The organism is Mobilitalea sibirica (assembly GCF_015999265.1).
GTDB classification, from domain to species: Bacteria; Bacillota; Clostridia; order Lachnospirales; family Lachnospiraceae; genus Mobilitalea; species Mobilitalea sibirica.
This window is the reverse complement of sequence record NZ_JAEAGR010000002.1, coordinates 58,470-71,632: the sequence shown is the minus strand read 5'-3', so window position 1 is coordinate 71,632 and position 13,163 is coordinate 58,470. Positions and strand designations below refer to the sequence as shown.

Annotated in this window: 10 protein-coding genes; 3 read left to right on the top strand and 7 right to left on the bottom strand. The window is 36.5% G+C overall.

Going from position 1 to position 13,163, the window contains the following annotated elements; translation table 11 throughout:
- Positions 1 to 54 precede the first annotated feature (54 nt).
- From I5677_RS02195 to recG, 6 genes are all read right to left on the bottom strand, one after another.
- Positions 55 to 2,430 carry a DUF2298 domain-containing protein gene (locus I5677_RS02195; RefSeq protein WP_197659939.1) on the bottom strand — a complete coding sequence of 792 codons (2,376 nt, stop codon included), beginning with the start codon at positions 2,428 to 2,430 and terminating at the stop codon, positions 55 to 57.
- A gap of 24 nt (positions 2,431 to 2,454) precedes the next feature.
- Positions 2,455 to 3,162, bottom strand: coding sequence for a glycosyltransferase family 2 protein (locus I5677_RS02190; RefSeq protein ID WP_197659938.1), 708 nt, complete (start codon positions 3,160 to 3,162; stop codon positions 2,455 to 2,457).
- Positions 3,163 to 3,269: 107 nt separating this feature from the next.
- Positions 3,270 to 4,367 (bottom strand): UDP-galactopyranose mutase, encoded by a 1,098-nt coding sequence (gene glf / locus I5677_RS02185; protein WP_197659937.1) that lies wholly within the window; start codon positions 4,365 to 4,367, stop codon positions 3,270 to 3,272.
- A 281-nt stretch (positions 4,368 to 4,648) separates the two neighbouring features.
- Positions 4,649 to 6,748, bottom strand: a complete 2,100-nt coding sequence (locus I5677_RS02180; RefSeq protein ID WP_197659936.1) for a hypothetical protein — start codon at positions 6,746 to 6,748, stop codon at positions 4,649 to 4,651.
- Positions 6,742 to 7,722 carry a glycosyltransferase family 2 protein gene (locus I5677_RS02175; protein ID WP_197659935.1) on the bottom strand — a complete coding sequence of 327 codons (981 nt, stop codon included), beginning with the start codon at positions 7,720 to 7,722 and terminating at the stop codon, positions 6,742 to 6,744. Before I5677_RS02175 ends, I5677_RS02180 begins: the two co-directional genes overlap by 7 nt.
- Positions 7,723 to 7,920: 198 nt before the next feature.
- Positions 7,921 to 9,957 (bottom strand): ATP-dependent DNA helicase RecG, encoded by a 2,037-nt coding sequence (recG, locus tag I5677_RS02170; RefSeq protein ID WP_197659934.1) that lies wholly within the window; start codon positions 9,955 to 9,957, stop codon positions 7,921 to 7,923.
- A gap of 388 nt (positions 9,958 to 10,345) precedes the next feature.
- Between recG and I5677_RS02165 the strand changes: the two genes are divergently transcribed.
- The 3 genes from I5677_RS02165 (at position 10,346) to I5677_RS02155 (ending at position 12,257) form a co-directional block, all read left to right on the top strand.
- A complete protein-coding gene (locus I5677_RS02165; RefSeq protein ID WP_197659933.1) occupies positions 10,346 to 10,714 on the top strand; it encodes a GntR family transcriptional regulator in 369 nt (122 codons plus the stop codon).
- A 65-nt stretch (positions 10,715 to 10,779) separates the two neighbouring features.
- Positions 10,780 to 11,478 (top strand): ABC transporter ATP-binding protein, encoded by a 699-nt coding sequence (locus I5677_RS02160; protein ID WP_197659932.1) that lies wholly within the window; start codon positions 10,780 to 10,782, stop codon positions 11,476 to 11,478.
- The gene (locus I5677_RS02155) at positions 11,472 to 12,257 is read left to right on the top strand and encodes an ABC transporter permease (protein ID WP_197659931.1); all 786 of its coding nucleotides are present in this window, start codon (positions 11,472 to 11,474) and stop codon (positions 12,255 to 12,257) included. The genes I5677_RS02160 and I5677_RS02155 overlap by 7 nt, the downstream gene beginning before the upstream one ends.
- A 254-nt stretch (positions 12,258 to 12,511) precedes the next feature.
- Here the strand turns inward: I5677_RS02155 and I5677_RS02150 are convergent, their stop codons facing one another.
- A complete protein-coding gene (locus I5677_RS02150) occupies positions 12,512 to 13,096 on the bottom strand; it encodes a DUF1653 domain-containing protein (RefSeq protein WP_197659930.1) in 585 nt (194 codons plus the stop codon).
- Positions 13,097 to 13,163 lie beyond the last annotated feature (67 nt).

Genomic DNA, 13,163 nt, shown 5'->3' with positions numbered 1-13,163 from the left:
CAATAATCTCGCCTCATCGCGCCTCCCCTAGTAGCTTAGTCATCTTATTAATCGTCAATATGCGATCTTTATAATGTAAGTCTCATAATATTTGTCCTTTGAATCATTATCCTCATAAACAATCTGACCTAATTTCTTTAATAAGCCATGGTTTACTGCTTCATATTTATCCTGCTCTAATTTACCGACATAAATATAAGATATATTAAATTTTTGAATGAGAGCCTTAACTTCTTCTTCATTATCCGAAGTATATATCGTTTGAATATATCCTGCCCTTTCATTTAAAATATCCGTAACGTCTCGATCCGTTCTACCCGGTTCAGATTTCCATAACCTCTCATGGGTATACCATCCAAGTACCGTAGGCAGCCCGGTGATCACAGACACTCTCTGGTAATCCGTGTAGCTATCCCCGTTGGCTTCCAGCACCACCGGAGTTCCTGATACGTTCTGATTTAGCCAGTTGGTTGCATAATAATCCTCAGGCATTTCCTTCTTCATAAAGGCAGCTGCATCAATTCCCTCATAGCCCTTTTTATCAAAGATATTGCCATACCATGCCTTTACTGCATTACCCACATAAAAGAATGACATTATAACCAAAACAAGACTGATTCCTGCCATGAGTTTTTGTCTGTTCGTCCTGCCAAAACGTAACAGCCGCGGCAAAATGTATCCGAAGCATATCCCAAACATGATAAATGCCTGGTAAGTCAGCTTAAACATCGTATTCGCCCTGCGGTAATCACCTGAATAGATATCTTCCACATACATAATTTCAGGCAATAAAACTAAGCCGATAGCACATAATCCTATGGTTATAATATACAGATCAGGATCTGACAGTTCCTTCATAAATTGCACAAATGCCGCCTCATCCTTACTATGTTTTGATTTACTTTTTGCTTTTGCTTTTCTATTGTTCTTATTACTTATCTGTCTTTTCTTTGCAGAGTTTGTAATAAGAAAGATAAGGAAAGCTAATACTGTAATAATTGGCAATCCCCAGAGTACTAAAAGCTGATAAAGAGGTGTATGCGCATCTGCCAAATTGATGCCGGTGGTTATCTGTTTGAAATTTATGGTAAACGGAAGAGCTATTAATAGCCCCATGCCTAACACGAAGACACCCTGCATAGCCGTTACCAAAAAAGCTTTTCCTTTAAAATTATATACAACCATATTAGAAAATAGAATAACTGCTCCGGAAACAACATAATAGATCGGAAAATCCCAAAAGTTTGTAGTATGAAACAGCCCAATGAAAAAGCCGATCATTATGATAGCTGGATGTAATATTTCTTTCAGCACTACCTTCTTTAGTGCTACTTCCTTAAGTACAATTGTCTCCTTATCTTTCACTGCCTCTCTGGTATTTAACCAGGCCAGTAAAATTCCTAATACCGTTAGTACAAACAAAATATTAATTACATGAGCATGCAAATCCCCTAATACAAAAGAATAAGCAGGAAATTCGTGAATTGTTTTATCACTCGTTTCAGGGTTATATCCAATATATCTTGTCGCATTGGGAAACCAGTAATAATCGTTGACCTCCCTATGCAAAAACCATTGCACAGCAGGGATAAACCACTTATACACCGGATAATGCATGTTACCGGCAATGCAGACTCCTAATCCGGCAAGTAACCCTGAGGCCTGAGGAACAAACCGACTTTCTCTTTTTTGTCCCTGATAATACTTAAGAATAAGATTATATACGATGGAAAAGGGAAGGACAAAGGCGAAAGCACCAATCATCATAAGCATAAGATTATATCCTTGAGATACTTCAACAAAGGATACTCTAGTTAAAAAGGTGGCCAGAAACTGCCCAACATAGTAATAATTTAAAGGAGTACCGGAAAACCAGAAATCTTGCGGAGGCATATAATCACTTCGCATCATAGTTGTCATAAATCCGTAATCCATGAATTTTTCCGTACCATAAGCTTCCGGCTTAAAGCCTCGAATATAGGTAAAGAAAAGGAAAAGAGCAAAAAACAGCAATTCCTCCTTGATATATTCATCCATTACTTTCATATTACAAAATCCAAATAACGATTGTCGATTAACATCATTCCTGTTCTTGGAGAGCTTACTATAATATAGAATCAGTAAAAGATTAAGCAACAAACCGATACCTACAGCAAGGATACAGGAAACTGTTGTGAACTTTAACAAACGCAGGGACGCCAACAACCACATGATATATCCGGTTACAGCAATTCCAATTGTTTTAGAGAAAAGATATCCTTTATCTCTAAAAGTTTGAAAGATAAGGTTAGTCAGAGGAAGAAAGATAATCCCCAGACCTAATATAACGAACCACCATTGCAGAAACGCAGTAAAATCTGCAGCTAGTAAATCCTTCCCCATAACAAACAGGATAACCGCTATGACAGTGTATACAAATTTCTTAATCATAAGTCTCCCCACTTTAACTAAATATTATTTTATATACTGGTTTATCTTCCTAAAATCTTTATAAGCCTGTTTTCCAATCTTTATGATCTTTTTCATATTGATGGAATTGACTCCTCCCTGCCTTGGACGAAACGTTACCGGAAGGTATTTCACCGACAGCTTCTTCTTGGCATAGATAACTGAGATAATAACATTTGATAAATTATAATCCTTCGGAATTAATTTAATCTGTTCCTTCAATGTATTCACCTTCATTAACCGAAATGGCGTATTCGCATCGGTAACATTAACATGAAAACTAAGGCGCAATACCATTTTCAATGTCTTCGTTACAAAAACTCTTGAAAGACCATCCTGACGACCTTTTCTGTGACCGATCACCATGTCATATGCATTTCTTTGTTCCCAGAAGGGCCAGAATTCATCCGGTAATGTTTGTCCATCAGAATCAGTCTGAAAGATATAATCTGCTCCTGCCGCTATGGCATAATGATATCCATATAAAATCGTGGCACCATGTCCCCCATTCGGCTTTGTAACCGGTTCAAAAGCCTCCAGCTTCTCTGCATATTGTTTCATTATTTCGTAAGTAGAATCCTTACTTCCGTCATCAATAATGACCAGTTTACTTCCATTGCCGATTTTCTCGACAATGGGATACCAATCATCAATGACTGCTTTTATATTTTCCTCTTCATTGTAAGCAGGAATTACAATATATAATTTATCCATTCCCTATCCGACTCCTTTGTCCTTATCTCAAGCTTTTCTCTCTTAATTGTTCTTTCCTTCATTATATTATATTTCTCAAATCATGCTTTTTTAAAATTCATTTGAACTTATTTATTGTTTATTCTTTCTTCAAAGGTATCAAGAGCTCTTCTAACAACAGCATCCATATTATAATAACGGTATTCTGATAAACGCCCAATGAATATGATATTTTCTTCTTTCTTCATATCCTCTTCATAAAGAGCAAACTGGGCTTTATTTTCTTTTGTCGGGAACGGATAATAGGGTTCACCTTCAGAGCCTGGAAATTCTTTGCATATTGTTGTCTTTTTATGATCCTGCCAGGACAGCTTCTTAAATTCCGTAATTCTGGTATAATCAAAATCATTCGGATAATTTACAACAGGAGCTTCCTGAAACTCTTCCTTATCGTAGGTTTCAAATACGAAGTTAAGAGTACGATAAGCAAGCTTTCCGTATTTATAATTATAAAAATAATCCGTAGGACCGGTATAGATTAAGGTCTCATACTTAATATCATCAATGATTTCCTTATAGTCCGTATTTAATAAAATCTTGATATTTTTATTCGCAATCATTTTCTCACATAACTTGGTATAACCATGGGTTGGCAGTCCCTGATATTTATCATTAAAATAACGGGTGTCTCGATTTAGACGGATTGGAATTCTTGAAATAACTGAAGTATCCAGTTCCTCTGGATCAATTCCCCATTGTTTCATCGTATAGGTCTCAAAAATCTTCTCATAAATATCTAGTCCTACTTTACTAAGGGCAACATCTTTGCTGGTTTTAATATCTGCTATCTCTATAGCCTGTTTTTTCAAAAAATCCTCTACCTCAAAGCAACTTAAATTCAAGTTATACAATTTATTAATCGTTTCTACGGTTATCGGCATGGGAATCAGGTTACCGTCCACATAGGTAAGAACCCTATGCCAATAATCGTTCCATTTTGTATAATTAGAAAGATATTGATAAACTTCACGGTCATTGGTATGGAATATATGAGGTCCATAGTTATGAATTAAGATACCATCCTCATTATAGGAATCATAAATATTACCTCCGATATGATTCCTCTTTTCAATTACCAGTACCTTTTCATCCAATACATTCGCTATTCTTTCTGCCATTGTTAAGCCTGCAAGTCCGGCACCGACTACAACATATTTATAATTCATTCGCCTTCTCCTCTTCTTTATATGATTAAATCCATTGCACAGTCACTGCGAGTTAAAGTTTTTCGTTACATTACTTTATAAGTGCATTCATACTTTACACAATGACTCTTTTCTTATATTAGTTAATAATGTATTGAAAACATTATGTAAACTCTTACTTCATCTTCATCCTGCCTAGAACTCTTAGCTTTACAGTCAACATATATGCTTAAATACCGTTTCAAGTGGTCTATTCTATATGACGTTTATAAAAAATACTCTTATCAATTATTTTAAACCAACTAAGATACAGGTAGCTTCGTATCAAAAATGGATATTTTCCATTCTCCGTCTCCTTCTTCATATACAGTTTGATACGTATTACGGATGTTTTTTTCATTCAAGCTATACTCGAGGCTTTCCCTGTTATCCCGATCAATTACAATAAAACGAATGTTATTTTTTTTGACCAATTCCTCCAGCTGCTGTGGTGTATCAGCCTCATACATTCTTCGTACCATAATATCACGATAATTGGTATCGTAACCTGCGGACCAGGCGTAATATTGGTGACCCTGATAAAGCATAGCTCCCCCCAGTACAAACTGGTTTATTGAATAATTAGAGGTTAAGAATATATCTTTGGCATCACTCTTTTCTATTACCCACTCAGTCAGTGGAGAATTCATATCCAGTATGATAGGGTTTTCCAACCTATTCTTACGAATTACCGTAGAGTAATCATAAAGCCCCGTAGCTGTAAGTGCGATTATTAATAAAATACCCAAAGCTTTCAAAAGAACATCCTTTTTCTCGAATAATCGTCCAATGAATGTAGCCGCAATAATACCTAATAAGATACAGCTCATCATAATATACTTATGATTTACCGTTACATCAACAGTTAGAGATACGGTAAAGGAAAAAATCAAAGGTATCATAAATGCCAATATAAGATATCTACGTATCCATTTCTCAAAGCAAAAGGCTACAATTAACACCCATGGAAGAATTCCGAGTAGCTTATCCAGGTAAGATAAAACCCCGAAAACCGTCTTATTATCTGCGATAAATCCAAAGTAATATTCCGGTTTAACCGCTGAACCCTCAATAAAAAACCGGGTTTGTAAGACCGTTAATACCACAGCAATAACAGCGGTAATCAATAGCTCCAGTCTTCTTTTGGATAGAATAGCTGTCACGAATAAGATTAATAAACAACCGATTACTGCTGCCCCATGAAAAAAGGATAAGCTTCCAAGCAAGATGCCGGATGCAACTGACAATTTATAATCCTTAACCAACCATGCCTCTTTTGTAAAAAATAAAGCTTTCAGATAATATACCAAAGGATACTCTAAAATTCTAGCTAAGCCTTTCGTTGTTATGCCCTTATTTATACTGCGGATGGAATACTCAAAGCTTTTCCTCCTTAATTCCTCATACATTGCATACAAATGCGGTAAAAACATTATAATCACGAAAAAAATCACTGCAAGACCAAAGGCCAGATGTCTTTGGTTTGCATAGACATTTAAGTTCCATAAGCCCCAGTTTTCATTGGGTGTATCGCCAATAAAGGATGTATTTTCAGATAGCTCACGAATTATATTCGATCCTTTGGGCATATCTGCCAAATAAGTAAAAAGCGATTTGGAGCTTCGGAATGCAAAAAACAAACAGGAAAGCACTCCAATTGTCGGTTTTCCGGATATTTTAACAGCTAACAGATATAACAATAAGAATGCACTAACAAAGCTTAAAATACTCGGAATATTAAAGGCATAATCAAGGCGTAAACCTAAAAACTCCAGATTACCTACCAAGAACTGAAACATAAAATGATATTTAATATCCTCTCCGGCAAAGTGGGAATATGCCGTAGGAAAATTATTACCATAGGAGAAGGATCGGATCATTCCTATGTGCGGTGAGAAGTCGCTAAATACCGATACACCCACATATAAGTTACTTCCTGCCACGTAAAAGGTCATCCACATCAGTGTACCTGCCAGCAGGGTAACCCCAGCAACCAAAAAGACCTCCAAACGAATGATTTTACTGTCTTCACAAAAAAAGGGTGTAGGCAGTTGTTTTTGCTTAAAATGCCTTCTATATAAAACTAAAACAGACCCTGCCAAAGCCATCGGCATAACTATTGCATTAGCAAAGGCCAACGCAACTTGTGAACCTGAGAATAATGTAGCAATTAGATATACGGGCCAGGTTAATGCCAATACACCAATGATAAACCAAATCGGTAAAACCAAAAGATAAGGACTAAAGGATATCTTTCTTTTATCATAGGAAATCTTAGTTATATCGATCAGTCCCGGGAATGCAAAGGAACAGATTACCCATCCTGTAGTAAAGCATAGGAGAAGATATAAAAGTCCTAACATTTCTTATCACCGCCCTTAATGCATTTTGATATTAAATATCTGGGTCTTGCTTTTACTTCTTTATATATTTTTGTAAGATAAATTCCAATCATACCTAGGCTGATCATAATTGAACTTCCGATTAAAAGCTGCAACAAAATAACCGTTGTAAATCCATCCATTGCCCTTCCTGAAAATTTCATAATAAGGGTTTGTACTCCCAATACAATGGTTCCGATAAACATAAGGATTCCAAGAACCGTAATACAATGTAAGGGAACTGAAGTATAGGAGGTTATGGCATTGGCAGCCAGACGTACCAAACGAAATAAGGACCATTTTGTAGAGCCGTTTACCCGTTTTGCTACGTCAAAACCGATTTGTTTTCGTTCAAATCCAAGCCAGGCTGACATTCCACGAAAGAAAATCGCCCGTTCCTGCATCTCCTTCCATGCTTCTACTACCTTGCGGTCCATTAATTTATAGTCAGACGCCTGTCCAAGATCAATATCTGACGTTTTATATATGATATAATAGAAGAACTTCGCACAAGCCTTATAGATAGGATTTTCCCGACCTCTTGTATTTTTAATTCCTTCAATTACATCATATCCTTCCTCTCTCCAGGCAGTAACCATCTCGGGAATTAAGGAGGGAGGATGCTGTAAATCAGAATCCATAACTAAAATCATATCTCCGTCTGCATATTCAAGCCCTGCGCAAAGTGCAGACTCTTTACCAAAATTTCTACTTAAACGAATGGCGGTTATGTTTTTGTTCGTTTGTGCAAGGATCTTCAGCTCCTGCCAGGTATTATCTCTAGAACCGTCATCTACCAGAATAAACTCATATAAGATTTTATTATCGGTTAATACAGCCTCAATCACTCCAATTGAACTGCGAATATGGCTACCTTCCTGATAAACAGGGATAACCACAGATAATTTCGATGTAGCCGTTCTGTCATGTGTTATTGCATTCTCATTCGTCGCCATAGACACCTCTTTTATTCACATAGGCTTTTGCATTGATTATACTATAAATATTGGCAAATAAAAAGCTTATAATATATATCTGACACTAAGTCATCCTAATCTTTATACGTCATTTAAATAATAGCCTTGTCTGATTAATTAATAGGTCATTATTCATTTTATAGTGCACTTGTACCAAAAAAGTCAATTCATTTCGTGTTACAGAGTACCGGTATTCCGGTTTAATATCTTATCTTCAAGCTGTGGATTTGCCTCAAAGATAGCATTCACTTCCATATTCTTTAAGTTCTTTACAGCATCACTGGCTTGCTTCAAAACCTTCGCATCATTAAATACATCACCCATCTTAAATTCCATTGCCCCACTCTGTCTAATGCCAAACATATCTCCGGGTCCACGAAGCTTTAGGTCTTCTCCCGCTATGAAAAAGCCGTCGTTGGATTTATTTAATATCTCCAGACGCTCCCTTGCCTCTCTGCTGTTACTGCCGCAAACAAAGATGCAATAAGACTGATGCTCACCACGACCCACACGACCACGCAACTGATGAAGCTGAGCCAATCCAAAACGTTCCGCATTTTCCACCATCATAACGGTTGCGTTGGGAACATTCACCCCAACCTCCACTACGGTTGTGGACACCAGAACATGGATATCCCCTTTAGCAAAACGCTCCATCACTTCATTCTTTTCCTTCGGTTTCATCTTACCATGAAGGTACTCCACCGAAACATGGGCTGCTAATACTTCTTTAAGTCGCTCTGTATATTCTATAACATTTTCCGCTTCGATTGCTTCACTTTCTTCAACCATAGGACAGATAACATACGCCTGTCTTCCCTCTGCTACCTGCTTATCAATAAATCGGTATGCACTGGTCCTGTAATTAGTATCAACTACTGTATTTTTGATCGGGAGTCTCTTTGCCGGAAGCTCGTCTACAATTGATATATCAAGATCTCCATATAAAATGATTGCCAGGGTCCTGGGTATCGGAGTTGCACTCATAACCAGTACATGGGGCTTACTCCCCTTGGACATCAATGCTTCCCTCTGCTTGACTCCAAAACGATGCTGTTCATCGGTAATTACCAAGGCCAGATTATCATACTCTACCTTCTCCTGAATTAAGGCATGGGTACCTACAATAATATCCGCCTTATGATTTTTAATCCGATCATAAGCCTCCCGTTTCTCCTTTGCTGTCATGGAACCTACAAGAAGACATATGGATACTCCAAACTGCTCAAGCATTGACCTTAAGGACTTCTCATGCTGCTTTGCCAGAACTTCGGTCGGAACCATTAAGCTGGCCTGATAACCGTTTTTTACTGCCATCAATAGAGTAAGAATCGCTAGAATTGTTTTTCCCGAGCCTACATCCCCTTGAATCAATCGATTCATAACGTATTCTCCTGCCAAATCCTTTTTAATCTCCACCCATACCCTTATCTGCGCCTTGGTTAAAGGAAACGGTAAGCCTTCAATTAGTTGTTCGCATTCCTCACGCTCTCTCAGGTTAAAATCGGATTTATTTATCACTTTATTATCCCGTAGCCTTCGAAGCGCTAAGGAATATAAAAAAAACTCATCAAATACCAGCCGGTGTCTTGCCCTTGCCATGGTTTCCTTATCTTTTGGAAAATGTATCTCCTTTAATGCTTTCGTTCGGTCCATAAGAGCATTTTCTTTTATAACAGCCTTCGGAATATAATCTTTCGCAAATTCCAAATTCTTATGTATCTCTTTCATGGCCTTTGAAATTAGTTTGTTTGTAATTCCTTCCGTCAAAGGATAGATCGGCTGCAGAACCTTCAGTAATTTATAATAGGTCTCTTTCTGATAAATACCGGGTTGTTCCATAACCAGAACACCGTTCTTACGGATTACCTTTCCCCTGAAAATATAACGGTATCCCATTCGAAGAGACTTTTGTAAAAAGGGCATATTAAACCAGGTCAAATGCATGCTTCCGGAAGCATCCTTAACTTGGGTATTAATTATCTGTAGATTTCTTACCCTCTTCACCTTAGGTGTCATGGTAATGGAAGCTTCTATGGATGCAGTTACACCTTCCTCTAATCCGGCAATTACCCGTGGATGTTCAAACACCTCATATCCTCTTGGATAATGCTCCAACAAATCCTGAACTGTCTCTATTCCAAGGCGATGGAATGCCTTCTCAGTCTTCTCCCCTATTCCCTTGATTGCATTAATTCTATCGTTGTATTCCATCAATTCTCCTTAACTTATTGTATCTTATATCTAAATTCCTATTACCTGTACTTTCTCAGTATTTTTACGTTTATGAAGTATTCCTATTGGCAGAATAAGATAATAACGTACAAAATATTTCAATTAAATAAATCGTATACTCTTTATTATAACCCATATTCAGGGAATAAAAAAGAATAAAATGACAATTTGCTATATTTCACAAATAGCTTTAACTTTATAAAACAACAAGTTGTACAAGAGCAAAATACTCTTTATGCAACTAACCATTATTATCTAATCTCAAAAGTTTTTTATTTTTACTATTGACAAAAATTACAATTGATTGTATTATTGTATTAACCACTTAATACAGTAGTACAAAAAAATTCAGAAAGGAGTCTTGATAATGCAATGGGAGCTTAATTCAGACCGTCCTGTTTATGTTCAATTGATTGAACAAATACAGGCAGGTATCATCTCCGGATATTATAAACCCGGCGATAAGCTACCCTCTGTCAGAGATCTTGCCGCAGAAGCTACCGTTAATCCCAACACCATGCAAAAGGCTTTGTCCGAACTGGAGCGAACCGGTTTGATTTATACAAACCGTACTAGCGGAAGGTATATAACCTCTGATGAGGTAATGATAAAAAAACTAAAGGGGCAGTCAGCGAAAGATCAAATTATGGAATTCTTAGATAAGATGAAGTTGCTGGGTTTCAATTCAGAGGAAATTATAGCTTTAATTAAAGAAATCATGAATAACACAGAGTAAGCCTTTTATAAGTATTTTAACAATGATTAAAACAGCGTAAAACGCAGATGGGAGTTAAGTAAATTATGAGTGCAATTTTAGAATGTAATTCATTAACAAAAAAATATGCAAGCCTCACTGCCTTAAATAATATCAATTTAAGTTTGGAACGGGGCCGCATTATCGGTTTATTAGGACCGAACGGAAGTGGTAAAACCACATTAATCAAATTAATCAACGGTTTGTTGGTACCCACCTCAGGAACCTTAAAGATTGCCGGAAATCTACCGGGAACAGCGACAAAAAAGGTGGTTTCCTACCTACCGGAGAAGACATATTTACCGGATTGGATGAAAGTATCCGAAACCATTGATTTCTTTAAAGATTTCTATGAAGATTTTGATGAAAAGAAAGCATATGAGATGCTGGATAGACTTCATCTGGATCCACAAAAGAGAATGAAGACATTATCCAAAGGAACGAAAGAAAAAGTTCAGCTTATCCTTGTCATGAGCCGGAAAGCCGATTTATACTGCTTGGATGAACCGATTGGCGGCGTAGACCCGGCTGCCAGAGATTATATTCTGAATACCATCATATCGAATTATAATGAGAATGCCACGGTATTAATCTCTACTCATCTTATTGCTGATATTGAAAATGTTTTGGATGAAGTGGTGTTTATTAAGGAAGGCTCACTTATGCTGCATGCCAGTGTAGATGACATCCGAACCAAAGAGGGTAAATCAATTGATACATTGTTTAGGGAGGTATTCAAATGCTAAATAAATTATTCAAACATGAAATGAAGGCAAATGCACGCTTCTTGCTGCCTCTTTATCTGATTTTATTCGTTTTATCTTTAATAAACCGTGTTATCATAGGTTTAGATATTTTTGACGGTGCTTTAGCAATTATACCCCGGTTTTCAATCTTTGCTTACATTGTATCAATTATAGCTGTGATTGTTGTTACTTTTATAATCATGATTATGCGGTTTTATAAAAATCTTCTCTCCGATGAAGGCTATCTGATGTTCACCCTTACGGTAGAATCACACCAGTTGATTATATCAAAGTTATTGACGGCTGCGATATGGATTGTCAGCAGTGTGCTTGCTGTTTTTGCTTCTTTATTATTGGTATTTGCAAATCCGGACAGTATCAGTGAAATTTGGTATCAAATTCGCTTAGGACTGACTGAATTAGATGTGATTTTTAAGGGAAGAACCACTCTGTTATTTATCGAGCTTGCTATTTTGGCAATTTTCGGTTTAATTCATAATATTTTAATGATTTACCTTGCTATTGCCATCGGACATCTATTCAACGGACACAAGTTACTCGGATCCTTTGTAGCTTATGTAGGAATTAGCATGGTAATGCAAACTATTATAAGCGTCCTAGCTGCTATTGTAGGCAGTATATTTAGAGAAAGTGTGACGAATGTTTTATCCTTGCCTAATTTTATATTCCCTATCGGTATATTCACAATTTTAATATTAATTGTATTATACTTCTTTGCAACGAATTATATATTCCGAAATAAATTAAATCTTGAGTAGGTAAAATTCAGAAAATAAATTCTTAAGGCTGATGGACTCATTATCGATTATGTCTTCCACCATCTAACATTTTTGTTCGATAAGGGCATACATAATTAGCAATGAGTCCGTCAAGCCTTGTATAACAACAAGTCATACTCTTAGCATATTCCTTATGCAATAGTCCTTCACTTTTATAACCTTCTAGCATTCAAAATAATATTATATTATCGAATAGTGCTTTTTAAATAATCTTCCAATTGCTTATTCAAGTATTATCTTAATCTTCTATCCTCAAATCTAGCCATAGCCTGTAAGCAATAAATTAATTCCTTAATCCTATTTTCCAATGGACCATCCTCCACTGTACAATCTAAAGATACTGCCATGTCATTAATTAATCTGTTACTCATATGCTTTCGATTCGATGTAATAATCTCCAGCTTCTTGTTATAGGAGGGTGCTTCTAAAAAATCCATAAGAAGCGTATTCACCCCTTCCTGTACGGATTTTATATTATCTACGTTTTCTATTGTATTATCTGTATTACTCTCATTAGAGTTATTCTCGTTAGACTTATTGTCACTTGATTTTATCGAAGAGTTACTTTGCACTGTAAGATTGTTATCTGTCTCATTGTGGTTGTTATCGGCACATAATTCATCTTTGGAAGCATTGTTCTTCTTTGATAAGAATAATGCCAAAGGTTCCACATAGGTAAGAAAGTCTCCATACAGCTCCTGATATACCACCATATTCTCACCTGTTTGTGAATGCAATGCATTTGTAACAATTTGACAAGGCTTGTCCACATCAAGCTTAAATATATCCCCCTGTTTAGGTAATTTATCTTGTTTCAACTTACCACATCCTTTCCCCAATCTTTACGGTATAATTAAGGCTAAAGTTATCATAGAATATGAAAAG

Coding starts and splice junctions, on each gene's coding strand:
- I5677_RS02190 (WP_197659938.1), bottom strand. CDS start 3,162: ATGGATAAATTATATATTGTAATTCCTGCTTACAATGAAGAGGAAAAT.
- recG (WP_197659934.1), bottom strand. CDS start 9,957: ATGGAATACAACGATAGAATTAATGCAATCAAGGGAATAGGGGAGAAG.
- I5677_RS02165 (WP_197659933.1), top strand. CDS start 10,346: ATGCAATGGGAGCTTAATTCAGACCGTCCTGTTTATGTTCAATTGATT.
- I5677_RS02155 (WP_197659931.1), top strand. CDS start 11,472: ATGCTAAATAAATTATTCAAACATGAAATGAAGGCAAATGCACGCTTC.
- I5677_RS02160 (WP_197659932.1), top strand. CDS start 10,780: ATGAGTGCAATTTTAGAATGTAATTCATTAACAAAAAAATATGCAAGC.
- I5677_RS02195 (WP_197659939.1), bottom strand. CDS start 2,430: ATGATTAAGAAATTTGTATACACTGTCATAGCGGTTATCCTGTTTGTT.
- I5677_RS02175 (WP_197659935.1), bottom strand. CDS start 7,722: ATGGCGACGAATGAGAATGCAATAACACATGACAGAACGGCTACATCG.
- I5677_RS02180 (WP_197659936.1), bottom strand. CDS start 6,748: ATGTTAGGACTTTTATATCTTCTCCTATGCTTTACTACAGGATGGGTA.
- glf (WP_197659937.1), bottom strand. CDS start 4,367: ATGAATTATAAATATGTTGTAGTCGGTGCCGGACTTGCAGGCTTAACA.